The organism is Verrucosispora sp. FIM060022 (genome assembly GCF_003977705.1).
GTDB classification, from domain to species: domain Bacteria; phylum Actinomycetota; class Actinomycetes; order Mycobacteriales; family Micromonosporaceae; genus Micromonospora; species Micromonospora gifhornensis.
In genome coordinates this window covers 1,355,078-1,381,952 of record NZ_RQIV01000001.1, presented here as the reverse complement: position 1 = coordinate 1,381,952, position 26,875 = coordinate 1,355,078, and the positions used below count along the sequence as shown (strand labels likewise).

Genomic DNA, 26,875 nt, shown 5'->3' with positions numbered 1-26,875 from the left:
GCCACCCGACCCGGGCAGGGTGTCGAGCCCCGCCCCAGGTCGGCTCTCACGGTAGCTGGCGCTGCACGAGGCGGCTGGTGAGGAAAGGGCTGGGCGTGCCGTGCCAGAGCACCACCAGTTCGTCGCGGGGGCGGGTCGCGGCGACGAAGAGCAGGGACCGGTCCCTCTGGCGTTCGCGCTGGTAGCGCTTGGGGTCGGTATCCCGATAACGGCTGATCGCCTGTCGGGGTATCAGTCCGTCGCTGACCCCGGCGATGATCATCCGCTGGTATTCGAGGCCCTTGAACCGGTGCATGGTGCCGACGTGGACACCGTCGGGCTGTTTGGGGCCATCGGGGCCAATCTCCACGGCCGGCAGGCCGTCGGCCTCCAGTCGCGCGATCACGTCGGCCGCGAACTCCCTGGTCGGCACGCAGACAGCCACCGACCCGTCGGTCGGGTCACCCCAGGCGTGCACCTGTTCGGCGATGAGATCGCGTTCCTGCGCCCAGGTCGCCGCGCCCCGGAAGGAGGGTCGCTCACCGCGCAGCAGCGAACGGTATCCGGCCAGGTCCTCCTCGCCGCCGTCGAGGTCGTCGTACACCTCACCGGTCATGATCTGTAGGGCGTCGGCGAGGATCTGCCTGGTGGTGCGGTAGCTCAGGGTCAGCCGGGAGGAGCGACCCCGGATGTTGATGCCGAGGCTGCCGAGGGTCACATGGTTGTCGTAGATCCGCTGGTGGGTGTCGCCGGTGAGGAACATGTCGTCCGGGCCGGAGGCCACCATCGCCCGCAGCATCTTCCAGTGGGCTGCGCTGAGGTCCTGGGCCTCGTCGACCACGACATGCCGGTACCGGGGCCGGTGGAGACTGCCGGAGGACTCGGTCGAGCTGGCGGCGGCACGGTCCATCTCCAGTCGAGCGGCCCGTTCGGCGACCTGTCGCCACGTCCAGATCCCCTGCCCTTCCAGCCAGGTGGTGAACCGCTCGGTGAGCCGCCAAATCTGGTCGCGTTCCATCCGGTTGAGACTGCGGCCACGGTTCGGGCGGCGGGCCTTGAAGTAGTCGATTCGGGAGTTGAGTACCTGGCCGAGGATCACCTGGGTCCATTCCGCGGCCAGGAATTCGGGCTCCCAGCCGGTTTCGCCGGTCTCGATCAGGAAGTCGGCCCACAGCTGCGGCACCTCGTTGTCGCTGACCGTCCGTCGGCCACCACCGGCGCGGGCCTCGGCGACGACCCGGCTGGCCAGCCGGTCGATGTTGACGATGTCGACTCGGGCGACGAGTTCCTCACCGCCGAGGGCCATCAGCCGGGTACGCAGATCGGCCGCCAGGTTGCGGTTGAAGGTGGTGAGCAGGATGGGTTTGTCCACACCGGGCGGTAGCTGCCGGGCGAGGTACGCCACGCGGTGCAGAGCCACGATGGTCTTTCCGGTGCCCGGTCCCCCACCGACCCGGGCGGGACCGTTGTACTGCCGCTCCACCAGCTTGCGCTGGGTGGGGTGCAGGAAGATCTGCCACCGTCCGAAGGACTCGACGAGCATCGCCTGCAAAGCCTCGTCGTCGGAGGTGACCTGGGTCGCCGGCCGGGCCACCGCGGCCTCGAAGTCCTCGGGGTCGATCGGTTCCTCGGCCCGGACCGGGTCGGTGACCTGGGCGCGTACCTCGTCGTAGGTCTTGCCGTCGAAGAGGGCGAAGAGCACGTCGGTGGTGAGCTGCGGGGCCCGGTCGAGCAGTTCCAGCAGTTCCGCCTCGGTGGTCAGGTCGCGGATCTGCGGCAGCAGCGGCTCGGCGACCCCCAGTTCCACCAGCTCAGTGTCGGAGTAGCGGTCGAAGATCGGCTTCGGCGTCGGCTGTGGGTCGGCCACCGACGGGTCGGCCACCGCGGGATCAGTCACCGAGGGGACGGCCACGGACGAATCCGCGGAGACGACCCGGCCGACGATGCTGTCGCCGACGGGTGTCAGGTCGATGACCTCGATGCCGCCGGTGACCCGGTTGATGCGGTACGCGTACCGGCTCAGGTCGTCGTACACCTCGCTGCGGTGCTTGACCGCGACGAGGAGAAAGTCCCGTTCGGCGATGTGCAGTAGCAGTGCCCGGTAGTCCCGGTTGATCCGTGCGGACATCAGCCGCGAGTTGCCGTGCAGGGACTTGAGTTGGAGGCCGGGATTGTCCGGGTTGTTGCGGAACTTGTGGGTGAACTCGTAGACCGCCCCCTTGTCGGCGCGGCTCAGCTTCATGACCTCCTTGTCGGCCCGATCGAGCATCCGCAGCATCGCTCCGGTATTCATCGGCCCTCTCCCCCACTGGTCGCGGCAAGCTGCGCCGCCAACTCCTCCGCCGACCACTGCCCTGCGGTCCGCACCCGCCAGCCTGCCTCGGTGTACGCCCGGTCCCGGTCCTCGACCTCCGGATCGCCCGGCGATCCGCTGAGCACGACGGCGACCCGCCGCTCGGGCCAGGCCAACTCCGCCTGCCACCCCTGGTCCCCGAGTTCGTAGCCGACCACCGGCAGAGGCAGGTTCCAAGCGGCCAACTGCTGGACCAGGCCCTCCAGAGTGCCCTCGTCGGGGTCCACGTAGCGCAGGACGTCGCGCCACGGTGATCCGTCCTGCACCGGCTGGGTCGGGGTCAGCGGGTTGACCGCACCGAGCCAGGTCGAGGTCTCCTCGTCCAGCGGCAGGGCGCGTCGGGTCAGAGACAGTCCCGTGCCTTCGGCGACGGCCATCGACGCGGGCTCGAAGCTGTCGAGGTCGGAGACCACGAGCTGTCCGGCGTCGCCACCGCCCTCGGCGAGGAACTGGATGACGTTCGCCCAGGTCAACCAGCTCGACCAGCGTTGTTTGTGCCCGTCGGCGACGATCGCCGCAGGCAGGTCGTCGAGCACGGTGAGCGCCGACCAGGTCGGCAGGGGTTGGCTGCGGCCGTCGACCAGCAGGGTCAGGGCGCAGTCGGCGGAGTCCCGGGCCCGCAGGACCATGATCTTCCCTTGGGCGGCGGGCGGCGGAAGCGGCTCGCCGCGCAGCGCCGCCAGCAGCCGGTCGGCCACCCCGCTGGAGTCGCATCGGCTGTTCTCCCGGGCCTGGGGAAGCAGACCGGCGAGGGCGGCTTCGGCCCGCCGTTGCCAGCGGCGCAGGTCCGGCTCGGCGAGGAAACGCAGCAGTTGCTCGATCGGGTTGGTCCAGATCGTCGTTTCCATTTCCTCCGGGTCGGCGCCCGGCAGGAACTTGCGGTACCGCTCCCGGGCGGTCTGTCGGCTGATGCCGCCGTACGGCAGCCAGCGCCCCGGGCTCTCCGCGTTGCCCCAGGTCGCCACGTCGTCCCAGGTGGCGGCGAAGACCAGGTAGCCGTGGGCACGCAGCCGGGCTCGCTTCTCCGCGTCGTCGGCGAGCCGGTTGTACTGGCTGGAGGCGTGGTACTTGAAGCCGTCGAGGTAGACGGCGACCTCGGGCGACGGCGCGTCAAGACGCTTGAAGTGGACGTCCGGCCGGGTGCCCTGGACGGTGTTCTGGAGTTTCATCTGCCAGTGGGTGACGTTCTGCCCGCCGTCGGTGACGAAGCGTAGGTCGGCGATGCGGGCGCCGTCGTGATCCGTACGCTTCTCGACTCGTAATCCGGAGTGCGGCGTGGCGCCGAGCGCCAGCAGTTTGGTGAGGAAACGCATCTCCAGTTCGCTCTCCACCTGGCCGATGAGCGAGATCTCGTCGGTGCGGGTGCCCTCCTCCACGTTCCAGCGCTCCAGCAGCTTGTCCAGCATGCCCAGCGCCTCGTCCCGGCTCATCAGGGTGAACTGTTCGTTGCGTGCGTAGCGCAGCAGGCAGCGGTGGCAGACGGGCTTGGCCTGGAGGCGGCACTCGCAGGTGGTGATGCGCTGTCGGGCCAGTTCCAGCACCCGGCGGAACTCCTGCGGCTCGGCGAGCCGGTGCAGGTAGCCGGTGCCCCGTGGCTGGGTGTCGAAGACGACGACGAAGTTGCGGGTGCCGTCGCTCTGCCCGTCGGGCATGGTGGCCACGACCGCCTGGAGGTGGGCGGGGTCGCCGCCGTACTGGGCGGCGATGCCGAGCCGGATCGCCGCGGCGAAGGACACGACCCGCTCGGCCACCAGTGCGGTCGCCGCCGGGATCAGGATGCGCAGCGCCTCGGTCTCCAGCTCGTGGGCAAGGATCAGGTCGACGTGGGTGTCCGGCGCGGCCGGCGATCGTCGGTACGGGCACCAGGGCCGATGGTGTTCGGCACCCTGCATGACGGTCGCCCCGGAGGCCTGCGCGGCGAGCTGCTGACTGGCCACCGGGGCCCCGTCGACAGTGGTGCCGCCGCAGGCGGTGCAGGTGTGGAATTTGTTGATCCGCACCTCCTCTCCGGCGAAGGTCTCGGCGGCCCGGTCGAAGCGTTGGGAGCCCAGGTTGAAGTGCCGGATCATGGCGTGTCGGGTGTAGTCGACCCCGAAGGTCTCGTGGGCGTGCCGCCAGGAGGAGTCGACCTTGGCCGGGTCGATGTCGACCGCGGCGGTGGTGGCGTAGAAGCGTCGCTTCCGGTCGTCGCTGTCGTCGCGGATACGGGCGTCGTCGCGCTTGTCCCGGCTGTAGACCCGGGTCGGTTGGAGCACCTGGAACAGTCGGCCGTGGTCGGCGATGCCCCGGTCGGCGCAGCGTGGACAGACGCTGGTGTCCTCCTGCGCCAGGTGAGTGCGGACGTATCCGCACTGCCCGCAGATCCGCCACTGCTCGTACGCGGGCCGGTCGGCCGGGCCGACCTCCAGGCCGGAGATCTCATGCTGGTAGCCGCGCACGTAGTAGCTGTTGCCGGGGGCGATCTCCACCAGTGCCGCACGGGCGGGGCGGGCGTACTCGCGCAACTCGGTGTGGAACCGGCGGTCACCGTCGACCTGCTCCTCCCAGGTGAGGGTGGCCTCCAGGTCGGTACGGGTGTCGATGAGGGCGTAGTTGGGCAGCAGTCCGAACTCCACCAGGGTGCCGTGCGCGGCGGCGGCGCTGATCTCCCGCAGCCGACGTCGTACGGCTGCCTCTTCCGCCTTGAGCATCTTCAGCTCGCGGGCGTGGTCGGGGTCGCTGGACACCAGCTTCGCTCGGGCGGCGGCGATCTCCTGGAGCCGGCGCCGCAGGTCGGCCAGGCGCAGCTCCCACCGTTCATCGGCCTCCTTGACCCGGTGGGCGATGCCGTCGACGGCGAACTCCCGCAGTTCGTCGGCCGCAGCCCGCAGGATCTTGTCTCCGAAGAGGGCCAGGAAGTTCTCGACCAGGTGTGGTCCTTCCCGGCGGCCGATCTCGGCGAGATGGCCCAGCCAGCCGCTCGGGCCGAAGAGGACGTGCGCCCGGCGGGGCATCGGCAGCACACCGGGCAGCCGGCCACGGGCAGCCAGGTCGATCAGGTGGGCCAGGTACTGCCGGCGCAGGATCTCCACAGCGGACAGGAAGCAGCCGGGCGACACGATCTGCCCGGCGATCATGTCGCGCGGCTCGGTGAGGTAGTACCGGTCCCGTTCGGTGCGCCCGACCAGGGTGAGCACGAGCGCGTTGCCGCTGCGGCGACCGGCACGACCGGCCCGCTGCACGTAGTTGGCGGGCCCGTGCGGCAACGACGCCAGCACCACCGCGGAGAGCGCCCCGATGTCGATGCCCATCTCCAAGGTCGGGGTGCAGGAGAGCACGTTCGGGTCGGTGTAGCGCTTGCCGTCGCGGAACTGCTGCTCGACGGTTTCCCGCTGGGCGCGGGTGAGCATGCCGGTGTGCTCGCCGGTCACCACCCGGAACACCGGGCTTTCCAGGTAGAGCCGCCGGTAGTAGTCGTCCGGCGTGGTGTCGTCGGGTGCGGGTCGGAGCCGACCACGGCAGCGGTACTGCCGGCACGGCTGGCCGACCCAGTCGGCGACCCGGTCGGGGTGTTCGGTCTGCTGCCAGTGGCAGGTGTCGCAACCCACCCCGGCCGCCACGGCGGCGGTGTCGTCGAGTCGGGTGACGCGCAGATGGCCGGGGAGCAACCCGTACACGGTGTTGCCGTCCTCGGTGTCCCCGGCGGCGACGATCCCGGCGGCGGCCAGGGCCGGCAGCAGTCGGCTCAGGTAGCCGGCGGCCTCGCCCAGATCCAGGCCGAGACAGCGGGCGGTCCAGTCCTGGTACCAGTTGCCGCGTGCGGTGATCGCGTCGAACTCGGATCGGGACTTCGACGTGGCCAGCAGGAAGGCGGGCGCGGAGACGCCCCGGGGGAAGGCGGGCATGCCGGCGGGACGGCCGCCCCACACCTGCCACCGGGTGCCGCCGCGCCGCAGGTACGGCACCAGCCACTCGTGGTAGACCGCGCCCCGGGTACGCAGCCGTTCCAGCAGCCCGCGCAGGAAGGCGAGGTAGCTCGCGTCGTCGGGTGCGGCAACGCCGAGCTGGCCGGGGCCGGTCAGCTGCACGTCGCGGCAGAGCGCGACCGCTGCGGCCGGGTCGTCGAGCGCCACCTCGACGGCGACGGCCCGGGTCAACTCCAGGGTGCGCCCCTGCCGGGAACGCAACCCGGCCTCCATCACGGTGGCGAAGACCAGCCGTTCACCGATCAGCGACCAGGTCTGTCGGCTGCCGGTCTCGTCCCCGGCGAGCAGGCCGTCCACGCCCGGTTGGCCGTGCAGGTCCGGCGGCACGACGGTGGAGAGGATCTCCGGCCGGGCCGCCGCCGCAACCATCTTCGTGACCAGGTCGTCGAGCCCGACGGCCGCACCGGGGGTGAGCTGGTCGGCCAGCAGGGAGCGCAGGGAGAACGTGTACGACCGGTTGGCCACGAAACCGGCCCGGTGTGCCGCGTCCTGGACGGAGTCGTTGAACAGCAGCGTCTTGCGTTCCGCCTCGGTCAGCTCACCACCGGTGAAGAGTTGGGTGATGGCCACCGAGGCGAGGGTGGCCAGGCCGGCGCCGAGGAACCGGATGCCGTGATCCAACTGGCAGGACGGGCAGCGGTCCTTCTCGGCCGCGTCGACGGCGGTCAGGTCACCGAGCACGGCGATCTCGTCGTCGCCCAACGCCCGATCACGCTGCTCGTCGTAGGGGCGCACCCGCCGGCCGTGTTCGAGCACCAGCAGACCGGCGGCGCGCTGGCGGATCTCGTCGTCGGTGGCGGCGATCAGTGCGCGTACCCGGCGTTTGTCCCGGCCGACGCTGGCCCGGTAGATCTTGTCGGGGTCGGTCTCCAGCTCCTGCGGATCCTTCTCCGGCGACAACGCCGTCCAGCCGGAGCGGCCACAGTGCCGGCAGTAGACGGCCGGTAGCCGCAGGTGACGATTGTCGGCGATGACCGCGTCCCGCTCGGTGGCGTAGGGGTCCAGCTCGCGCGGGGCCTCGCCGTACCAGCCGAAGGTGGCCTGGTGGGAGGTGCCGCGCAGGAGCCGGGAGACAGCGCGTACCCACAGGTGGGTTTCGATGTTGAGCAGCGGGCGGCGGTTGTCGTGCGGGTTGCGGGCCATGGACAGCAGCCCGACGAATCGGGCCAGGGCCTTCGCGGTGATCTCGGGCCGGCTCTTCATCGCGCTGCCCCAGCCGGTGGCGTTCTTACGCGGCAACACGTCGATGATCTCGTCGAAGGTGCGCGGCGCCGGGCCGAGCGAGTCGAGCACCGCCTTGGTCAGCGGATGTCTGAGCAGCAGCTTGCCGAGTTGTTTCGGGTTGTCCAGGCAGTCCTCGCCGAGCACGAGTTCGGCGATCTCAGCCATCATCCTCGCCGGGTCCCGGCCGTCCACGGCGGCGAGCTGCTCAGGGCTGGGTAGCGGCAGGTTGAAATCCTGACCGGCCATGAACTCGCCGGGCTCGTAGCGTTCCTCCCCCACCAGCGAGTCCGCGTCGAACGCGATGCCGAAGACCTGCTCGGCGACCTCCCGGATCGCGGTCCGGCCGTCCCGGCCGCCACCCTCGCCGAGGGTGGCGGAGGTGGCCACCGGGCAGATCGGCCCCAGCGGGCGGCCCGGCTCGGCCAGGCCGAGCGCGGCGGACAGCCGGCGCAGCAGCATCGCCACGTCGGTGCCCTGCGCGCCGTCGTAGGTGTGGAACTCGTCCAGCACCACGTACGCCGGCTCGGCCCCCTCCCACAGCGGCAGGTCGTCGGCGCGCTGGAGCAGCAGGTCCAGCATCTTGTAGTTGGTGATCAGGATGTCCGGCGGGGTGCGGCGCATCTCCGACCGCTTGGTGAACACGTGCAGGTATTCGATCTCCGCAACGTCACCGATGTAGAGGCCGGCGGTCACCCCGGCCAGCGCCGGGTCGGTGAGCATCTCGTTGATGCGGTGAGTCTGGTCGGTGGCCAGGGCGTTCATCGGGTAGAGCAGGATCGCCTTGATGCCGCCCTGTCCCTGCTGCCTACGTCGCCGACAGTGGTCCAGGATCGGAATCAGAAACGACTCGGTCTTGCCGGAGCCGGTGCCGGTGGTGATCAGCGTCGGCTCGGCGGCCTTCCCCTTGGTGGACAGACGGGCGAACGCCTTCGCCTGGTGCCGGTAGGGGGTGAAGTCGACCGGGGCCCAGTCCAGGCTCGCCCGCCAGTCGCCCTCCGCCGAGCGGAAGGGGGTGCGGATGCGCAGGTACGGCCCACGGAAGATGCCCTGCTCAGGGTGGGAGAGAAAACCCTCCAGACCGTGGCGTACGCCTTCCTCCGTCAACCCGAAGGTGGTGGTCAGATATTGCGTGAGGGTCCGGCGCAGGGTGTCGGCGGCAATCGTCGGCCTCATGAGCGCATCACCCGCGGCATGCTACGTCAATATCCACTGTGGCTGACCGTTCGATCAGCCATAGCGGAGCTTCGGTCAGATACGCGACACCTCGTCACGTATGGCGGATGTGGTCGCTCCACAAACGTGCCCTCGGAGACTGACCCTGCCCGGTCAGCGATTGAGGAGTACGACCTGAATCGCGCCGCCGATGAACCCAGCGGGACAGATCGCCACCAGGGATGCCGTCACAGCGAATAGGATCCTCGGCCCGCGGCGCATGCCCGGGTTGAGGCGGTATACCGCCGTAGCCATGAGCAGCGGCAGTCCGGGCAGCATCATCTGAACAGAACGTGCGTCGTTGGCAAAGATGGTCGCCACGATCATGAGTATGAACGCGATCGCGAGCAGCAACAGGTCGCCGAAACGGGGCGGCGCGACCTTGAGGTCCGCAACCTTGATCTCGAAAGCGTCGGCGACATCGCCGCGATTCCGTGCCGTCACGACAGCTGTCGTCACCGCCGCCATTTCCTCGGGCGTCACCTCGCCCGCAGCGACTCGCGCATCCAGCATCGCCAGGATGTGCTGTCTGTCCCGTTCAGTGATCACCTTTCCCGCGAGCCACGCAGCGCGCTTGTCGTCTTGGACGACCACGGGCTCACCCACAGCGGTATCGAAGTAAGACATCTGCTGTGCTCTTACGAACACGAGATCATCCGCTCGTAGCGACACCCGCTCCGAGACGGTCCAGGTAGGCCCGATCCCGGACCCGTTGAGCGCCTGAAGAGCAATGCGCGAATAGCCGCCCTCAACCGTGACCCTCTTGACCGCATAAGACTTCCAGCGAGGGTCGCGCAGGTGGCCCGGGTTCTGCGCGAGCCTGAAGTCGTGACGGCTTGGCGTCTGGCGGCCACCCGCCGCGGTCACGTGCGCTGTGCCGTTGTCGGTGCACGGGTGCTTGGGCCACGGCGGTCCCAGTTCATCGAAGAAGACGCGGCTGCCATGCTCATTGGCGTAGAAATAGACCGATGCGCCGCAGACGGGGCAGTGGGCATTAGGGCTGATCCATCCCACCGGCCTGCTGGGCACCGCACGGCTGGAGACCAGCGGGGTCGATCTTGCGTAGGTTTGACGCCGTGGCGCGGAGAATCTCGACGAGGAACGTGTCACGTTGTGGGTGTTCACCCAGTGCAAAGAGCCGCCCGAACTCCTTCGCCAATGTCCCCGACGTCGGTACTTCGTCACCCGTTCACCGCCACCGCATCTGCATCGGGCGAGCATAGCCGGAGACGTGGCGTCATCGACCTGACCGATCTGTCGTCGGCGATCATCCCAGCCATCTCGTGACTCGGACCGATACCTTTCGTCCGTCTGGCTGACGTCTACGGCTTCCGACGAAAACGGGTAGACGATCGTTCATCGTCCGGTATGGAGTGACGGATGGAAATCTACGATCGTACGGTGACCTTGTCGATTGATCGACATAAAACGGGTCCGACCGGCCGGTGAGGAATCCGGCTCTGCTGAGCAGACTCGCAGGGTGACCAACCAGCCTCCGCAGGACCCGGGGCAGTGGCAGCCCTCGCCGCCGGCCTCTTTCCCGCACGTCCCGCCGCCCGGCCACCGCGGTGGGATGCCGCACCCGACCACCGTCTTCCCGATGGTCGGCGGCCGGGTGCTGCAACCACCGAAGCGGACGAACCCGTTGATGTTCGTCCTGATCGGGGCCGTCGCCCTCGTGCTCCTGTGCTGCGGAGTGGCCACGATCTCGGCGATCGTCGCGCCCCGGGCCGACTCTCCCGGACAGCAGGATCTCGCTGCCGAGGCAGTCCCGTCCGCGCGGGCTGAAGGCACTTCATCACCGACCACGGCAGCAGCGCCCACACCGTCGCAGCAGGCGAGCCCGACGCCGTCTCCGACGCCGGAGACGCTGACGCGGACCGTCACCGTGACGAAGAAGGTGCCGTACAAGACCAGGACGGTCAAGGATTCGTCCCTGGCCAAGGGCACCGAGAAGGTGCGTACCCGTGGCGTGGCAGGCGTCAAGACTTTGACGTACGAGGTGACCGTGGTCGACGGGGTCGAGACCGAGCGGGAGTTGATCAAGTCGGAGGTCACGAGGAAGCCGGTCACCCGGGTCGTCCGGATCGGCACCAAGGAGGCTCCGCGATGTGACCCGAACTATGCCGGTGCCTGCGTGCCCATCGCCAGCGATGTCGACTGTGCCGGTGGCAGCGGCAACGGTCCCGCCTACGTCGAGGGACCCGTACGGGTGATCGGCAACGACATCTACGACCTCGACCGCGATGGTGACGGCATCGGCTGCGACCGCTGATGCCGCCGCACTAGGCCGGCCACGGCCGAGGGTTTCAGGTAACCGGGCGCAGCGCCGCGACCCGGGCCAGGACCGGGCGGAAGGCCCCGGGTCGGCCGTCCGGCCCGATCTCGACACCTTCGAGCCACACCCACTCGCCGTCGTACCACTGGCTGATATCGAGCCGTACCCGGAGGATCCGCAGGCGCAGCGCGCCGGTGGCGTACCGGTAATCGGTTTCGCCCAGTTGGACCACCTGCCCGGCGGTGACGGTCACGCGGGGCACGACCGGCGGCCGGGTCCGCGTCGCCTGGCCCGGCCGCGCGACCATGGAAACTGTCGTCCGGTGGCGGCCAGCGCCGCCTGCCGGGCGCGCAGGATCAGCCGGTTACGGATCTGGGCGGGCGAGAGGTCGAAGGCGTTCATCGCCGGTACGCCCGCAGCAGGCGCCGCAACACTCCCGGGTGGTGGTCGTCCGCGCGCTGACTGTGGTCGGTGGACACCGGCCGTTCCTCGGGCCGTTCGTAGACGACCGCGTCGTCGCAGCGCGAGGTCACTCGCAGCTCTGGTACGACATCCTCGACCACCAGCCGCCGGAACCGCCCCGGCACGTCACCGTCCGGCACTGCCTGTCCGGTCAGATCCACCGCGACCTTTCCGGGCCGCAGGAACCACTTCCATCGCCTGCCCATGTCCCGCACCTCTCGTTGCCGAAAAAACGCGGCGGCCGGCTCGGGGGAAGACCCGGCCGCCGCGCTGCGGCAATCAAATGACAGTACGCAGGAAAAATGCAACGCCGGACGGCACAATTGCGCGGGATTTCGCTGACTTTCTTTTTCGCAATCCCCATGTGTTGCACCGTTGGGTCGCGTGATGTTGCAGGACAGCCCCCAGCCCCGTAGCAGCTCACCGCCCTGCAACCGGCGCTCTGGCGCACGAGTTGCAGCGCGTGGGAATTGCGCGGTGATGACCGATGTCAGGGATGTCTTGTAGAGTCAGGAAGGAATTACCTCACGCGCAAATGAACCTGGGGAATCGATTCCCAGGCAACGGTTCCACGTTTCACCGATGGCGTCCGGATGTAACAAAATGCAACACGAGAGGGGTGGCCGATGGCCGACGACATGGGATCGACAGTCCCCAGGCGACAGCTCGGGCGAGCACTGCGCGACCTGCGCACCGAAGCACGCATGACCCTGGACGGCGCAGCCGAGGCCATGCAGTGCAGCCGCCAGAAGATGTGGCGCATCGAGACCGGCCTCGGCCCCACCCGCGCCGTCGACGTCAAGGCCCTGTGCGAGCTGTACGCCGCCACCCCCGAGCTGACCGCTGCCCTCACCGCCCTGGCCGGGGAAACCAAGGCCAAGGGCTGGTGGCACTCGTACGGCGACGCCATCCCCGACTGGTTCGAGCTGTACGTCGGCCTCGAATCCGCCGCCTCCCGCCTACGCGAGCACGACGACACTCTCGTGCCAGGGCTTCTACAGACTCCTGGTTACACCCGTGGCGTCTACCAGAACCGGCCCAACATGCCAATCGAGGAGTTGGAAGAGGTATTGGAAGTTCGCCGACGGCGTCAGGAGATCCTGGTTCGGCGACTCCCAAAGGCACCGAATCTGGAATGGGTCCTGTCCGAAGCCGTGCTGCTTCGATGCGTCGGCAGCCCCGCCGCCATGGCTGAGCAACTTGACCGTCTCCTCGAACGCACCACCCTGCCCAACGTGTCGATCCGGGTTCTCCCACTGGCGGCAGGCGCTCACTACGGCGCGTTGGCCGGGGCGTTCGTCATGCTCGACTTTCCGCTCGGCAACCGAGTCTTCCCGGATCCGTCCATCGTCTACAGCGAGTCGGTGACCGGTGCGCTCTACCTCGACCGGCCGGAAGAGTTCGCGGTCTACGAGAAGGTCTGGGCAAGCCTCGTCAGCCTCTCACTTGATGAGGAACAATCAAGAAGGATGATCAGCAAGATCAAGGAAGAGGTCTACCATGGCTGACGATTTGCTTGGTGCGCAGTGGCGCAAGAGCACCCGCAGCGGCGACAACAACGGCAACTGCGTCGAGGTCGCCGACAACATCCCCGGCCTCGTCGCGGTACGCGACAGCAAGGACCCAGCAGGCCCCGCCCTTACCTTCTCCCCCACCGCCTGGACCACCTTCGTCCAGTCCACCAAAAACGAGCGCTGACCCACCTGTCGATCGAGAGCGTCTGCCGGCAGAGATGCCGGAGGCGCTCCCGCCAACCTCTCCCTCAACAAATCTTTCGATAGCACCGCATATATGGTGTCGCAATGAAAGCCTTGTGCACCACAGTCGGCTCGACCGACGGCGGTGCGATATCCCCGCCGCGAGGACCCCACCAGATAGGAGCGCCGTCGATGTGCGTTCCATTACCTGATTCAGCAAATACACAACCGCCGAGGTTAGGCGATTAGCCACTACGCCTGGGTCAGCAAAGCCCGCCCGAAACGTAGGGAGGCACTCCGATTTATCATCCCACCGAGCCCTTCAAAAGGATGCAGCAATTTACGCTTGCAGGAACGAGGCAGCCTAATCGTGCGCCGATTACGAGGCTTGTTGGCTACACGTCATTTGCTACTGCAGGAATAAGGGATCGAACCGGATCCCAAATGGCGTCCACCTCGTCAGCAAATGCGTAGGCCCAGGTCGTAACGAAGGCCCGCTGTACTACACTCTCGCTAAGGAAATCCAAATCCTCTCCGATCTGAGCGAAGATTAGATGGGGATCTCTATTCGTGCTCGCTCGCTCGGTTATCGATTCTCGAACACGAGACTGCATAGGCGTATCGAGTTGCAACGCAAGGGTAAGCTTGCCGACTAGATTACCCTTCTCCAAATTCGAAAAAATAGTCTCAAAGACGTGCTGCTCGGGATCCGATGAGCCTGGAGCGAAGACAATGTCAACGCCAGCCTGTTCGATCCCACCGCGCACGTGGGTTACAGCACGAGGCTCATATCCATCCTCCAGCGATTTATCACCATCAAGCATACAAACCGCAGGAAAAGTCCGGGTCGGATTACCGTTATGAAACCGAGTATGATCTCGGGCTGGCGCGGCCCCCCCAAGCGCATGAATCTTTATACTCGATCGGTCCAACGACTTTCTTTGGGCATATGAGCGGAGAGTGACATCAGCGAACATCTCATCGAATCGATCTTCGGTAAATACCGCAAGCTGCGCATCAATCTGACCCGTAAGAGTGCGCAGAGCCGCTACGTCAAGCTTGCCTTGGGTGAGACGCCCCTTATAGGACGACCACACCGCATCAGTAGGCAGCGGAGCAAGCGCATCATTGGAATGGGTGGTGAAGATTATCTGGCAAGACTTACGTCTTGCCACATCGATCAAGTATTCCACTAGCCGCCGAGTTGCCACCGGGTGCAGCCCATTTTCGATTTCCTCGATCAAGATAAGGGAGTCATCTGCGGCGTCTTCGACCTTCGATACAATTCGAATAATGCTCGCCTCTCCCGCTCCGAAATGAAACTCCGAATAACTCCCATCGGGCTGGCCGGCGTCTCTGAGCGCAAAGATCTGCGATCTCCCTGCCTTATCCGCTGCAACCTTCAAGTAATTGTCGGCATCCTTGCCAAGGATACGCTGAACGGCATCAATGACAGGCGGATCGAATGAGACCTCACCGGCGGCAGAGAAATCATTGCGAGCAAACCTATACAGGTCATTGCGCTCACTTGCAGGAAGGGTTCGAGCAATTCCAATGATAACCACGTCTCGCTTAACGGCATCCCGATTCCACTTTGCCCTTAAGTAACTAGCTGTTCGCGACAGCGTAGATCCTGGCTTTTGGGAGCTATCAACTAGATCGTACTCGACACGCCAGCCTTTCATGCTGTCATCATATGCGCCACTCTTTACAAAGAATCGACGCGGCTTCACCTTCTCATAAATTAGTCCCGCAGCGCCTAGGATCGTTGTCTTGCCCGCACCATTTGGACCCACTAATGCTGTCACTGGGAAGTCGAACCGGATCTCGCGGTCACTAAAGCTTCGTATCTTGACCAACCGCATGCTGGTTAGATACTTCCTGTATGCACGCTTGCGAACGCGCTCCGCAAGTGCGCGAATTTCGCTGTCTCGGATCTCACTCTTAGTCATTCAAATCCCCCTTGGTGTGAAGCGCCAACCGCAAAAAAGCGCGGTCACGTAACACTGCCCCGCATCGATTGCATGCTGAAAACCGCGTAAGCCTGTCGATACTCATTCACTCGATCAGCTTTGTAAAACGGTGCCGTGTAACCCTCAGGGACCGCGTTCTGCTCCGGATCATCGAGGTACGCGATTAACTGTTCGTAGTGCTCCTTTGTTTGACCACGGCCGAACGCGTTCCTGTCGGCGACAAGTTTGCGCCCGTGTGCGTCGAACCACGTCGTTGACTCGTAGTCAACAAGCTGCGGGAATCGACTGAGGTAGACGGCCACCAGTTCCTCGGCTGTCATCCCGAGCCACGCCGCCACCAGTGCGTCGATCTCTACCAGGGCCGCCCGGCGCGCTCGCTCTGTCCGAAGCGGCGTATCGGCTGTCCAAGTCGTCCCAAGCGGGCCGGTAGAGGTTAGCGACAGCTGCGGAAGACCCGGCCACTGCACCGCCCAGCTCTCAGCCAGCCAAACCTCGTCGAAAAGCTCGCTCCACAACGGCGCGTATTCATCCGTGAGGGCATTCAATCGCAGAGTACGCAGCAGAAGACTGGATGATAGGGGATGGCTGGCATCACCAGCAGGCATCGCTCGGGCCTCTCCGGCAAGCAGGTCAGCCCGTCCTGTAATGCGCAGGAGGTAGTCAAGCGGAAGGGACGCCCAGAAGCCTGCGGCGAGAACTGTATCGACAAGGCGGGAGAAGGCAGCTGTATGTACTGGGTTGACGTGTGCTGGCCCCGGTGGAATCAATGCCGCAAAGAGCGACCGCTCGGTATTGTACGGAATTCGTCGCCGCCAAGCCAGCCGGTAATACGTCGTGTAGCGGCGACCCTCCCAGATATCTTGCGCCTGGTTGTAGGTTGCCAAATCGGTGGCGCGAACGTAGTCGGTAGCGGGCACAGCATGAGGCGACAGCGACTCCAGATTTGTCGGAGGATCGTAGCGGCCAGTGTTCGGAGGCTGCTTCGCGAAGGGGGTGGCAATCGATATTTGCGGACCTCGCAAAATTACCTCATCCCAAGAAGACGGTTGCCGAAACTCGGCGCGGATTAGGCCAGACTTCGGAGCGTTTGATTCGTGGTAACCGCTGGTTACCCACATCGTCCGCACACCGAGCCGGTCGGGGTACTCCGCAAGCGCCGCTAGCGCGCCGTCTTCCTCAGCGGACACCGGATATAGGAGGGGAGTCCGCTCTACTGGCGTTCCGTCTTCCCGCAGCCGGCGCCAAGTGGCGAGCATGCTTCTGTCGACACGGACCACGCGGGACGCGTGCGGGCGGAGGTCCCAGGAACCATGATGCTTAATGGTGGGAACTGGACCGGCACCGTCGTGAGTCAGTGAGGCGACCAGCACCCCGGGATCAAACAACCAGCTTAGGTGAAGGAAAGATATTTGCCTGCTGCTTCCATAGATGTTTACCGAGTATTGACGACTCCAGTCGATCTCCGGAAAGAGTAGACGCTGGTTCTGGAAGTGGGCATGTAAACGCAGACGGCAATAAGTTTCTGCCCGAAGTCGCCCCTCGAGAGCACCATTGAAATGGCTGTCCGGATGGATTAAGCCTGCCATCCCCTCAGCACTGAGGTTGCTCCACGCTCGGCACATGAAGGCCCGGTACAGATCCGGCTGCGTCCCAGCTATCAGGTCGAAGGTTGCAGAACTTCCCAGGAAAGCAACCATCCCCGCGTTGGCGGTAAACTCGGTGAGAAATTGGTTCAAGGTTGCCTGCACTCGTAGCGCTTCTTCCTTGCGCGCTCGCCATGCAGGCACCGCAGGCTTGTCTGCAAGCTTGAACCATGGCTCATGCTCAGCGAGGACCCCATCTTCCAGCCAGCGTGGGCGGACCCAAGGAGGATTTCCCACCTGGATATCGAAGCCGCCGTAGGCGAACGCCTGAGCGAAGGTTAGTTCCCAGTGGAAGAACCCCTGTTCCCTTGCAATTTGATCGGCCGTGAGGAGCCAGGGGAAGCGGTCGGAGAGGGTCCAAGGGGAGTCGACGCCGATGACGCCGTCTAGCTTCTGCTCGAAGTCGCTCATCTCGTCGAGGCTGGTGAGCTTGCGGCCGTAGAACGCCTCGGTGTTCTCGTCGGCGTCGGTGCGACCGATGAGGGCTTCGGCGAAGGTTAGCCAGTCGTCCAGGTTGGTCAGGGGGACCTGCTGGCGGAGTTGTTCGGCGACGGTCATCCGTCGAGTGCCGCCGGTGGGCTTGGTAAGCAGCTTCATCTGCTGCGGCTGCACGTTGCCGAAGAGGTCGGCGGCCTCGTACACAGCCGGTTCGTCGTACGCGGGGATGTCTTTGACGTGCTCGACCTGGACGGGGGTGGCCGGGTAGGCGGGGTCGGAGCCGTCGAGGAGGCCGACCTTGTCCAGCGGCCAGAACCACAGGGCGCACCAGACGTCCATCAGGGTCTTGAGTCGCCAGTACGGGGTGCCGGGTGCGGTCAGGTCGGCGAGGATGTCCTCGCGGGCTACCGCTTCGCGCACCTCGGGCAGGTCGTCGGCACCCCAGACCTTGATGTCGCGGCGGATCTCCCGCTCGGAGATGGCGAGGCGCTGCTGCACCAGCCCCCACAGGAACTCGACCCGGCGACCGAGCGCTTGCAGGCGTTTGACCTGGGAATTCTTGCCCTTGGCGGACGGCGTGCGCTTCATCGCCGTACGCCAAGCTTTTAGCTTTGCGGTTTCGGCGGGGGCCAGTTCGCGGGCTTCCTTCTCCCCCGCTACCGCGCCCCAGCCGTCGGCGGGGAGCAGGAAGTGGTGGATGGTGTCCGGGTCGATCGGGCCGTCGCGGAAGGGTTTCTCGGCCGGGGCGGTGGTGAGCCAAGACTTGTCGGCGAGTTGCTTCGCCTCGTAGGTCTTGCGTCCGCAGCCGATGAGGGAGTTGCCGCGTTGCAGGTGCAGGCCGAACCAGGGGGCTTGCAGGCCGGCGTGCATGACGTTGAGCCAGAGGGAGACCTCGGCTAGCTCGACCGGCATACGTTTGAGGTCGACGCCGTAGCAGTTGTGCAGGGCGATGTACGCCTTTACCCGCTGGAGTTCGAGGTGGTAGTCCTCGGGGTCGAGGGTGGTGTCGAGTTCCTTCTGGCGGCGGCGCAGGTATTCGGCGGCGACCTGGTTGATGGCCTCGTTGAGGAACGCGCCGGAGCCGAGCGCCGGTTCGCAGATCGTCCAGTCCAGCAGTTCGCGGGCGGGCGTGATCGTGTCGTTCTGGTCGAGGCGGTACTTCAGGGCGAGTTGGACGGTGACCTCGGTCAGCGACTGCGGGGTGTAGTAGGAGGCGCTGGTCTGCCGGTCCCGGCCGGCGAGCCGGTAGACGAACTGACCGGCCTCGTAGACGACGCGGCTGCGGATGCCGGTGTAGGCGTTCTCGCGGTAGACGAAGACGTTGTCGTCGTACTCGTCGGCCTTGGAGGCGGGGATCATCCACGAGCCGTCCTTCGGGTCGCCGTTCTTGGCGACCTCGTAGAGCTGCTCGGTGGCGACGAAACCGGTGTACGACATCAGGCCCTCGTAGACCGCGCCGAGCTGGTTGATGCCGAGCTGGGCGTACGAGATGAAGCCGCCGCGTCGCCGCTTGCCGCCCTTGGTGAGCATCAGTCGACGCAGCACCTCGTAGAGGACCTTGTTGCGCAGCCGGGTGTCGATGGTCGGGCCGTCGGGGTCGTCCTCGTCGCTGCCGGGGACCGGGATGAGTCGGCCGATGAGCTTGGTCTTCTCCGGCAGGAACAGGTCAGACTTCATGGGCTCGAAGCGCAGGCCCTCGCCCTCGCTGGCCGTTGCCTCGACCTCGGTGCCGCCGCGCGGGTTGTGGCCGTCGTTGACCATGCGGAACAGCAGGTCCAGCGACTCGTACAGGTGGGTGCCGTCCTCGGCGGACGGGGGCAGGCGACGCGCGACCAGGTCGCCGATGCGGGCCAGGCTGTAGCCCTCGACGTACTGCGGGTCGTTGACCGGCAGCACGCCCAGCTCGGGTCGGGCCTCGGCGTAGAGCAGGAACAGGATGCGGTAGAGGTAGCGCAGCGCCTCGCGGCCGAGTTCCTTGGCCAGCTCGTCGAGCACCATCACCTGCTGCGGCTGGTAGCCGGCGGCGCGGATGCGGTCCAGCACCTCGTTGGCGATGAGTTCGACGGAGACCTTCAGGCCCTCGCGGAGTTCGCTGGAAACCCCGACGGCGTGTTGGCGGGAGCCGGCAACCAGGTCGGCGAGGGGTTCGGTGCCGCCCTCGGCGGGTGGGCGCAGCGAGTCGGCGCCGAAGAGGGCGGCGACGACGTCGTACTCCCGGTCGTCGTTGCGAGCGTACGCGGTGTCCAGGCTGACAGCCAGATAGCGGCCCTCACCCCAGGCGGCCCGGTCAGCGAGGGTGATCACGCCGCCGCTGAGGATCAGCACGTAGCGGGGTGGCTGCTCGACGGCGAACAGCCAGGAGGCGAGCTTCGCGCCGGTGGTGACGGTCTCGTTGCCGGGCAGGGTCACCGGGGCGAGCAGTCGGCCGGCGGCGTCCGGGTCCTGGGCGGCCTCGGCGTCCACGGCCCAGCCGCAGTCCAGCGCGACGATCCCGTGCCCGGTGCCCAGCTCGGCGTGCGCGACGGTGATCTCCGTTTCGTGGCCGGCGCGTTCGACCGTGATGGTCTGCGGGGCGGGCTCGAAACCGAGGGCCTTCAGCAGTTCCTGGTGCAGTTTGCGCAGCCGCTCCGGGTCGAAGAACTCCTCGTCGGCCAACTCGGTCTTGGCGTCGAAGTAGGGTCGGCGCAGACCTCGCAGGCCGGTGCGGGGGGTCTGTCCGCCGGCCTTCTCGGTGGCGATCCAGCCCTTGACCAGGTCGCTGCTCTTGAGGGTGGTGGGCAGGATCTCGGCGAGGTAGTGCGCGGAGAGGTACTCGCCACGGTTGGTCAGCGACTCGAAACTCATGCTGGCACTCCGTGCTCAGGGGCGGATTCCGGCGAGGGGACGAGGACGGCGAGCACCCGCAGCAGCGGTTCGCCGTCGGTTTCCAGGCGGTCGAGCAGGTCGTGCTGCTCGGCGACGGTGGCGTCGACCCGCTGGCGGCGGCGCTCCCGGTGCGCGCCCGGCAACTCGTCGACCAGGCTGGCCTGCTGGAAGGTGACCAGTCGTTCGCGGTGGCGGCGCAGCGGCTCGGCGTTGGCCGCGTCGAACTCGGCCCGTTTGCCCTCCAGGTGATCGCGGGCGGCTGCCACGGCCCGTGGCAGCCGCTCGCTCAGCGCGCCGGTGTCGATGGTCTCGGCCCGGTTGACCATGTCGGGGCCGACCCCGGCCGCCCGCAGCACCTCGTCCATCGGCGCGATGGTCGGTTCGGCCGGCAGACCGGCCACGGCCATCCACTGCACCACGGTGGGTTGGCCGAGCCGGTTGGCGTAGACGCCCTGGATGAGGAAGGTCGGGGTGCTCACGTCGGCGGTGAGCACCGGGGCCTGCTGGCGGCCCAGCCGGATCAGCACCTTGTCGACAAGCCAGTCGACCATCGGGTGGACGTCGCTGAGGAAGGCGATCTCCGGCCACATCGGCGTCCTGCTCTGCCGCGCCTGGTCGAGCTTGCGTTGGGCGAGCCTGCGGTCGAAGGTGACCTTCAGCCGCAGGTCCTCGCCCTCGCGGTGGGTACGCAGGTAGGAGCGCGGCAGGTCGGTGAGCCGGTGCACCAGGTCGTCGGGGGCGCGGAAGGTCAGCAGTTCGTCCTCGCGGCGCAGGTCGATGCGGTCCTCGGGTCGGTCGTCGTAGATCTCGTGCAGGGCGGCGTCGACAAAGTCGCGGGTGGAGTCGAACAGCTTCGGCACCCGGGCCTGTGGCACCTCTTCGACGACCGGGGCGCTGCCGACGTCGCCGAACAGGTCGGCCAGCACGTCGATCTGGGTGTGTGCCTGCGCGTACGACTCGTCGACGGTCTTGCCGTGGAGCAGGTCGCGTACCAGGCGGTCCTCCTCGGCTTTCGCGTCGTAGTGGCCGGTCGCGGCCTCCACGCTGCCGAGGGTGCGGTGGGCGGTCTCCTCACGCCGCAGCAGCACTTCGGAGACCGTACGGTCGTCCTTGGCGTCCTCGCGGGCGGAGGTGAGCAGCAGCGCCCGGAACTGCGGCTGGTGGCGCTGCCCGTACCGGTCGATGCGGCCGTTGCGCTGCTCGATGCGGATCAGGCTCCACGGGATGTCGTAGTGGATCAGGTGGTGGCACTGCTGGTGCAGGTTGACGCCCTCGGAGGCGACATCGCCGGTGAACAGCAACCGCACGCCGCTGCCGGCCAACTCGAACTCCTGGAGGATCTGCTGCTCGTCGGAGTCGGCCACGCCGCCGTGCAGCACTCTCACCGCGTCGGGCTTGAGACCGAGCAGGCCGGGGACGGTGTCGGCGAGCCATTTGATAGTCGGTACCCGCTCGGAGAAGACCACCGCCCGGGTGTCGCTGCCCTTGCCGACGCCGATCTCCTTCAGCTCCTCGACCAGGCGGCGCAGTTTGCTGGAGTCGCGGTCGGTCATCGCCGAGGTCAGCTCCGCGAGCCGGTCCAGCGCCGCGCGTTCGGTGCCGGTGGCCTTCTTGCTCCGGTTGGTCACCGTCTCGTGCAGCGCCCGGTGGGAGGAGAGGAACGACTTCAACAGGGTGTACGGGAACAGCCGGTGCTGGCCGGTGACCGACTCGTCGCTCCACTTGCCGGCAAGCCACACATCGGTCAGCTCGTCGAAGATCTGCTCCTCGATGGGGGTGGCCTGGCAGTGGAGGGGCTGGGACGGCCCACGGTCGGCCCAGCGGTCGCCGATCTGGTCGCGTACCTCCTGGCTGATCTTCGTGCGGCGCAGGTAGAGGTGGGCGATGTCGCTGGCCTGGTAGTCCTTCGGGTTGGCGATGGCCGCCGGGTCGAGCAGTGAGATGAGCTGGGCGAAGGACTCCTTGTCGCCGTTGTGCGGGGTGGCGCTGGCCAGCAGCAGCGCGTCGGTCTTCGCGGCCAGCCGGCGGGCCAGCTCGTTGCGCTTGGTGCCCTTGTTGATCAGGTTGTGTGACTCGTCGATGACCACGGCGTCCCAGGTGGTGGCGTCGAGGTGGTGGCCGAACTGCCCGGCGTCCTTGAGCGTGTCGACGGAGATGATGGCCCGCTTGAAGTGCGTGAACGGGTTACGCCCGGCCGGGATTTCCTGCTGGATGCGCTGGATGCCGGTGGAGTCCAGGCGTACCAGCGGGATGGCGAACCGGGTCCACAGTTCCCGCTGGAACTGTTCGAGCACCTGCTGCGGTGAGACGACCAGGATGCGGTCGCCGCGCCCCCGGCGGATCAGCTCGGCCAGGATCAGTCCGATCTCCAGGGTCTTGCCCAGGCCGACTACGTCGGCCAGCAGGATCCGCGGTCGCAGGCCGGACAGGGCCAGTTCGACCGGACGCTGCTGGTAGGTCAGCGGGTCGAGCAGGAACCGGTCGGCCAGGGCCAGGCCGCGTTCGGTGCGGGGCAGGGGCGTACGCCGCAGCACCGCCTCCAGGAACAGTCGGCTCTGCCGGAACCGGGAGGAGGTGTCCCGGACCAGTTGGGTCTCCTCGGGCCGCATCGGCGCGATGGCGTCGAGGGCGGTGAAGAAGGTCGCCTCGACGTCCTGGACGAACTCGGAGACACCGACAGCCTTGATCATGGTGCCGTCGGCGGTGCCGGTCTTGACGCTGCGTACCAGCCACTCCTCGTCGCGGACGATGATGCGGGAACCGGGGGCGAAGGTCGCCTCCTGGGCGGTGGTCATCGGTGGTGCGGCCTTCCTACAGGGTGGTTCGGCGGGCGTACTGGCGGCGCAGCTTCTCGACCAGCCAGGTCACGTCGACCGGCGGGCCGCTCCCGACGCGCTCGGGATCGACCTTCGTGGGGGCCGGCTCCGGCACCGCGACGGTGCTTCTCTCCTCGACAGCGCGGTCGTCCGCCCGCTCGCTCGCCACCACGGGCGGGTCCTCGGGATCCTGCTTCGGGTCTTGCAGGTCGGGCGGGACCAGCAGTTCGGTCGCACTGTCGTAGGTGCGCGCGGCGACCTCCTGCCGCAGGTCATGGACCGTCCTGCCACTGGTCGCCGTGGCCACGGCCAGCAGGCGGGCCTGGACGTCGGCGAGCGCGGGCCGGGCGGACGGGTCGAAGGCGAGCATCGCGCCGAGCAGTGGCACCAACTCCGCCGGCACACCGGACAGGTCAGGCAGGTCGCTCGGTTCGGTAATCCGCAGCAGCAGGTTCCACGAGTTGGTCGGTGGGTAGAGAGCGTGACCGGTCAGCGCGAAGACCAGCACCGCCGCCAGGCCGTAGATGTCCACCGCGGGGGTCAGCTTGCGCTCGCCCCGGACCTGCTCGGGCGACATGTAGGCCGGGGTGCCGACCATTGCGCCGGGTGCGGTCAGGTAGTCGCTGCGGTCGATGAGCACGGCCAGGCCGAAGTCGATGAGCTTCGGGCCGTCCGGGCCGAGGATGATGTTCTGCGGTTTCAGGTCCCGGTGCAGCAGACCGGCCTGGTGCACCTTGGCCAACCCCTCGGCCAGCATCGCACCGGCCATGGCCGCCAGCGGCAGCGGCAGCGGGCCTCGGGCGTCGACGTACTCGCGCAGGGTGGCGCCGGGTACGTACTCGACCGCCAGCCAGGCCGGGTCGCCGGTGGCGTCGGCGTCCTCCAGCCGAGCTACCCGCGAGCCGAAGACCAGCTTGAGGCTCTCCACCTCGGACGCGAAGCGTTCCCGGATCGTCGGCGCCGCGATGAGATGCTTCTTGATCACCTTGAGGGCGACCCGCTGTGCGATCGGGGAGATCGCGAAGTAGACGTCCCCCATACCGCCGCACCCGAGCGGCTCCACCAGCGTGTACCCGCCGACGTTGCCGAGTGCCATTGGTTCTCCCCCTCCACAATGGCCCATACCCGACGCGTTGGTGCGCTTCGGGCTGCATGGAGGCATGACCGTACAACGCCCGTCAATGGGAAGCCACCGGCCCTCTGGCGCGCAACGTCGCCCTGACGGACCACAATCGACAGCCGATCGTGCTTGCGTCCCGCGGATCGTGCTTGCCTCGTGCGGTGAGCTGCTGGACGGGCGGTCAACGACCTTCTTGTAGTGACCCGCTGGCCAGGCCGTCGGCCGTCAGCTGGACCAGTTCCGCACCGAGCGTCGCGGCCTGCCGGATGGCCGACTCGAAGGCGTCCAGCCGGCGAAACGCCGCCCCCTGCACCCGTTGGTCCTCCAGCGACATCCGCCGGACCTGGGCGCGGCGGATGTCGAAGCGCAGCGTTCCGGACAGGCTCGACGCCTGCTTCTCGTTGGTCGAGGTGCGTAGCTGCCCCGCCAGGAACCACGAATCCAGTGCCGCCGGGTTGGGTCTCAGCAGGTAGAGGTTGCGTCCGAGCAGCGCACCCTCGGCGGCCATCACCCGGGCGGTGAGCTGTCGGGCGACCATCGGCACCACCACGTCGCCGACGGCGAGGCAGATCTGCTGGCCGAGCCGGCCGTCGTCGTGGCCGGACGGCGGCTTCCCGTCGAGGACGTCATGCACGGTCAACACACGTGGACCGTCCGCCGCCTCACCCGCTGCGGTTGAGGCGGTGCCGGACGAGCCGCCGTCGGCCGGAGCAGCCCCGGATGAGGCTTCGGAGGCAGGGGTGGCGCGGATGGGGCCGATCAGCTGCAGGGCACCGGAGCGGATCAGCTCCCCCACCGTCAGGAATTCGCCGTCCGGCCCCTTCTGCGCGGGCGTGACCTGCGGCATCAGCGCCGGCAGGTCGCCGACGAGGGCGGCGAGGCGTTCTCTGGTGCGGACCACCTGTTCTCCGGTGGCCTCGCCCGCGACGGCGGGTTGGCGGCGGGCGGGGGTGAGGTCGACCTCCTCGTCGAGCAGTTCGATCACCGGTACCGCGCGGGCGAAGCCGGGCTCCTCGGCCTCGGGGTCGGTGTCGAAGGCCCGCCAGGCGGCCAGGATCCGTGGCCCGTTCGTGGTCAGGTCGACGCCGGCGGCGTCGACGAGCAGTGTCCGCGCCGGTGGTGGTGTGTCGGGCGCGGGCCGCCGCAGCACCCACAGGTGCAGCGGTACGCCGTGCGGCGCGGCTGCCCCGGGCGGCAGGGCGATCACGGCGCGCAGGGCGCCGCGGCGCAGCAGTTCGGCGCGGATGCGTCGGCCGGCGCGGCGGCTGGCGACCGTGGGGGGCATCAGCAGGACGGCGTGCCCGCCGGCCCGCAGGTGGGCCAGGGCGTGTTGGACCCAGGCCAGTTCCGGTTCGGTACGCGGGGTGGTGCCGACGATCCAGCGTGGGTCGTGGCTGAGTTCCTCGTCGCCCCAGTTGGTGGCGCCGAAGGGTGGGTGGCAGACCACGGTGTCGTAGGTGTGTCCGGCGTACGCGTCGGCGCGTAGCGAGTCGCCGACGTTCATGTCGCCGGGCACCTCGCGCAACGCGAGCCAGAGTTCGGCGAGTCGGGCCAGGCCCTCGTCGAGTTCCTGCCCGTGGGCGGTGGTGCAGCCGGCGCGGACGGCGGCGCGCAGCACGGCTCCGGAGCCGGCGGCCGGGTCGAGGACGGTGCAGCCATCGACGCCGGCCAGCCCGACCATCAGGTCGGCGAGGTCGTCGGGGGTGGCGAAGGACCGCCCGGGACCGGGTGCGGAGAAGCGTTGCCACAGTTCGTCGAAGGCGCCCTGGGGGCCGAGTTCGTCGGCGAGGGCTTCGAGGTCGGGCAGCAGCGGTTTCAGATGTGGGTCGACGGGGCGGCGGGGGCGTTGGCCGCGCTGTCGGGCCAGGAGCAGGGTGCCGACGGCGGCCAGCGCTGCGGCGGGGGATTCGCTTGTGGGGGCGATCCGCCGCCAGAGCCGGTCGGCGGTGGCCTGCTCGGCGAGCTTGCCCTGGACGCACAGCCATTGTTCGACCTGGATGAGGTCGAACTCGGGACTGGCCGCCGTTCCGCCGACCGGGGCGGGGAAGTCGGCGTGCCGCTTGCGCCAGTTGCTGACGGCGGCCCGTCCGACCCCGGCGAGCCGGGCGATTTCGGCCGCCGTAATTGTCGGTTTCACCTGCACGTTCGGAGTGTGCCACACCTGTCAAGCAACATGTCTGTTGACAGTGTTCACGGGCAGTGTTCTCATTGACGCCGCACAATGATGACTGGAGGACAACTATGCGTAAGACCACGCTGATCGCTTTGCTCGCCACCGCTCTCATCGGCCTGGGCTGCGGTGCCGGAGCCACCGACGAAGCCGGCGACGCGAGTGGCGGCGACGTCGCTGCCAAGAGCGAGGACAAGAAGGCCGAGAAGGCCGAGAAGGTGGCGAAGGTCGGCGACCCGGCCCGCGACGGCAAGTTCGAATTCACCGTCAAGTCGACCAAGTGCGGCGTCCGCAAGGTCGGCAGCGACCTGCTCGGCGCCAAGGCACAGGGCCAGTTCTGCCTGGTCACGCTGAAGGTCAAGAACATCGGCAAGAAGTCGCAGATGTTCGACGGCAGCAGCCAGAAGGCGTACGCGGCCGATGGCACCGAGTACTCCGCCGACGGAGCTGCCGCCATCTACGCCAACGAGAACGCCGAGACCTTCCTCAACGACATCAACCCCGGCAACCAGGTCACCGGCGTCGTCGTCTTCGACATCCCCAAGGGCGTCAAGCTCACCAAGCTTGAGCTGCACGACTCGCCGTTCTCCGGCGGAGTCACCGTCGCCCTGAACTGACCCGCGCGCATCGACCGGGGCGGGTTGCGCCAGGACCCGCCCCACCACATTCCACTTCCGAGC

Annotated in this window: 14 protein-coding genes; 4 read left to right on the top strand and 10 right to left on the bottom strand. The window is 67.4% G+C overall.

The annotated features are described in order from the left end of the window. Positions 1 to 46: 46 nt before the first annotated feature. The 3 genes from EG812_RS06005 to EG812_RS05995 form a co-directional block, all read right to left on the bottom strand. Positions 47 to 2,272, bottom strand: coding sequence for a UvrD-helicase domain-containing protein (locus EG812_RS06005; RefSeq protein WP_043721012.1), 2,226 nt, complete (start codon positions 2,270 to 2,272; stop codon positions 47 to 49). After that, a complete protein-coding gene (locus EG812_RS06000; RefSeq protein WP_126710991.1) occupies positions 2,269 to 8,694 on the bottom strand; it encodes a DEAD/DEAH box helicase in 6,426 nt (2,141 codons plus the stop codon). Before EG812_RS06000 ends, EG812_RS06005 begins: the two co-directional genes overlap by 4 nt. A 153-nt stretch (positions 8,695 to 8,847) precedes the next feature. After that, complete coding sequence (locus EG812_RS05995) at positions 8,848 to 9,747, bottom strand: hypothetical protein (protein ID WP_126710990.1); 900 nt, start codon at positions 9,745 to 9,747, stop codon at positions 8,848 to 8,850. 466 nt (positions 9,748 to 10,213) lie between these two features. On the opposite strand from EG812_RS05995, the gene EG812_RS05990 reads away from it, so the two are divergent. After that, a complete protein-coding gene (locus tag EG812_RS05990) occupies positions 10,214 to 11,008 on the top strand; it encodes a G5 domain-containing protein (protein ID WP_233579392.1) in 795 nt (264 codons plus the stop codon). Positions 11,009 to 11,042: 34 nt separating this feature from the next. Here EG812_RS05990 and EG812_RS05985 read toward each other — a convergent pair whose 3' ends face one another. Beyond that, the gene (locus EG812_RS05985; RefSeq protein ID WP_126710989.1) at positions 11,043 to 11,264 is read right to left on the bottom strand and encodes a hypothetical protein; all 222 of its coding nucleotides are present in this window, start codon (positions 11,262 to 11,264) and stop codon (positions 11,043 to 11,045) included. Positions 11,265 to 11,409: 145 nt separating this feature from the next. Then, positions 11,410 to 11,679, bottom strand: a complete 270-nt coding sequence (locus tag EG812_RS05980; protein WP_126710988.1) for a hypothetical protein — start codon at positions 11,677 to 11,679, stop codon at positions 11,410 to 11,412. A 420-nt stretch (positions 11,680 to 12,099) separates the two neighbouring features. Here EG812_RS05980 and EG812_RS05975 point away from each other — a divergent pair, with 420 nt between their 5' ends. Both EG812_RS05975 and EG812_RS05970 read left to right on the top strand, forming a co-directional pair. Then, positions 12,100 to 12,981: a helix-turn-helix domain-containing protein gene (locus EG812_RS05975; protein ID WP_126710987.1), complete on the top strand. Its 882-nt coding sequence runs from the start codon at positions 12,100 to 12,102 to the stop codon at positions 12,979 to 12,981. After that, positions 12,974 to 13,171 (top strand): DUF397 domain-containing protein, encoded by a 198-nt coding sequence (locus tag EG812_RS05970; protein WP_126710986.1) that lies wholly within the window; start codon positions 12,974 to 12,976, stop codon positions 13,169 to 13,171. Before EG812_RS05975 ends, EG812_RS05970 begins: the two co-directional genes overlap by 8 nt. Before the next feature lie 394 nt (positions 13,172 to 13,565). Here EG812_RS05970 and EG812_RS05965 read toward each other — a convergent pair whose 3' ends face one another. The 5 genes from EG812_RS05965 to EG812_RS05945 all read right to left on the bottom strand — a co-directional run bounded on the left by EG812_RS05965 (position 13,566) and on the right by EG812_RS05945 (position 26,168). Further along, positions 13,566 to 15,122, bottom strand: a complete 1,557-nt coding sequence (locus EG812_RS05965; RefSeq protein WP_126710985.1) for an ATP-dependent nuclease — start codon at positions 15,120 to 15,122, stop codon at positions 13,566 to 13,568. Between the two features lie 44 nt (positions 15,123 to 15,166). Then, positions 15,167 to 20,068 carry a DNA methyltransferase family protein gene (locus tag EG812_RS05960; protein ID WP_126710984.1) on the bottom strand — a complete coding sequence of 1,634 codons (4,902 nt, stop codon included), beginning with the start codon at positions 20,066 to 20,068 and terminating at the stop codon, positions 15,167 to 15,169. Beyond that, a complete protein-coding gene (locus EG812_RS05955; protein ID WP_126710983.1) occupies positions 20,065 to 22,884 on the bottom strand; it encodes an SNF2-related protein in 2,820 nt (939 codons plus the stop codon). The genes EG812_RS05960 and EG812_RS05955 overlap by 4 nt, the downstream gene beginning before the upstream one ends. Positions 22,885 to 22,900: 16 nt before the next feature. Beyond that, positions 22,901 to 24,001 (bottom strand): serine/threonine-protein kinase, encoded by a 1,101-nt coding sequence (locus EG812_RS05950; protein ID WP_013734057.1) that lies wholly within the window; start codon positions 23,999 to 24,001, stop codon positions 22,901 to 22,903. Between the two features lie 205 nt (positions 24,002 to 24,206). Continuing rightward, complete coding sequence (locus EG812_RS05945; protein WP_126710982.1) at positions 24,207 to 26,168, bottom strand: HsdM family class I SAM-dependent methyltransferase; 1,962 nt, start codon at positions 26,166 to 26,168, stop codon at positions 24,207 to 24,209. Between the two features lie 98 nt (positions 26,169 to 26,266). Here EG812_RS05945 and EG812_RS05940 point away from each other — a divergent pair, with 98 nt between their 5' ends. Further along, positions 26,267 to 26,812, top strand: a complete 546-nt coding sequence (locus EG812_RS05940) for a DUF4352 domain-containing protein (RefSeq protein WP_013734059.1) — start codon at positions 26,267 to 26,269, stop codon at positions 26,810 to 26,812. Positions 26,813 to 26,875 lie beyond the last annotated feature (63 nt).

Coding starts and splice junctions, on each gene's coding strand:
- EG812_RS05955 (WP_126710983.1), bottom strand. CDS start 22,884: ATGACCACCGCCCAGGAGGCGACCTTCGCCCCCGGTTCCCGCATCATC.
- EG812_RS05965 (WP_126710985.1), bottom strand. CDS start 15,122: ATGACTAAGAGTGAGATCCGAGACAGCGAAATTCGCGCACTTGCGGAG.
- EG812_RS05975 (WP_126710987.1), top strand. CDS start 12,100: ATGGCCGACGACATGGGATCGACAGTCCCCAGGCGACAGCTCGGGCGA.
- EG812_RS05950 (WP_013734057.1), bottom strand. CDS start 24,001: ATGGCACTCGGCAACGTCGGCGGGTACACGCTGGTGGAGCCGCTCGGG.
- EG812_RS06005 (WP_043721012.1), bottom strand. CDS start 2,272: ATGAATACCGGAGCGATGCTGCGGATGCTCGATCGGGCCGACAAGGAG.
- EG812_RS05970 (WP_126710986.1), top strand. CDS start 12,974: ATGGCTGACGATTTGCTTGGTGCGCAGTGGCGCAAGAGCACCCGCAGC.
- EG812_RS05980 (WP_126710988.1), bottom strand. CDS start 11,679: ATGGGCAGGCGATGGAAGTGGTTCCTGCGGCCCGGAAAGGTCGCGGTG.
- EG812_RS05960 (WP_126710984.1), bottom strand. CDS start 20,068: ATGAGTTTCGAGTCGCTGACCAACCGTGGCGAGTACCTCTCCGCGCAC.
- EG812_RS05940 (WP_013734059.1), top strand. CDS start 26,267: ATGCGTAAGACCACGCTGATCGCTTTGCTCGCCACCGCTCTCATCGGC.
- EG812_RS06000 (WP_126710991.1), bottom strand. CDS start 8,694: ATGAGGCCGACGATTGCCGCCGACACCCTGCGCCGGACCCTCACGCAA.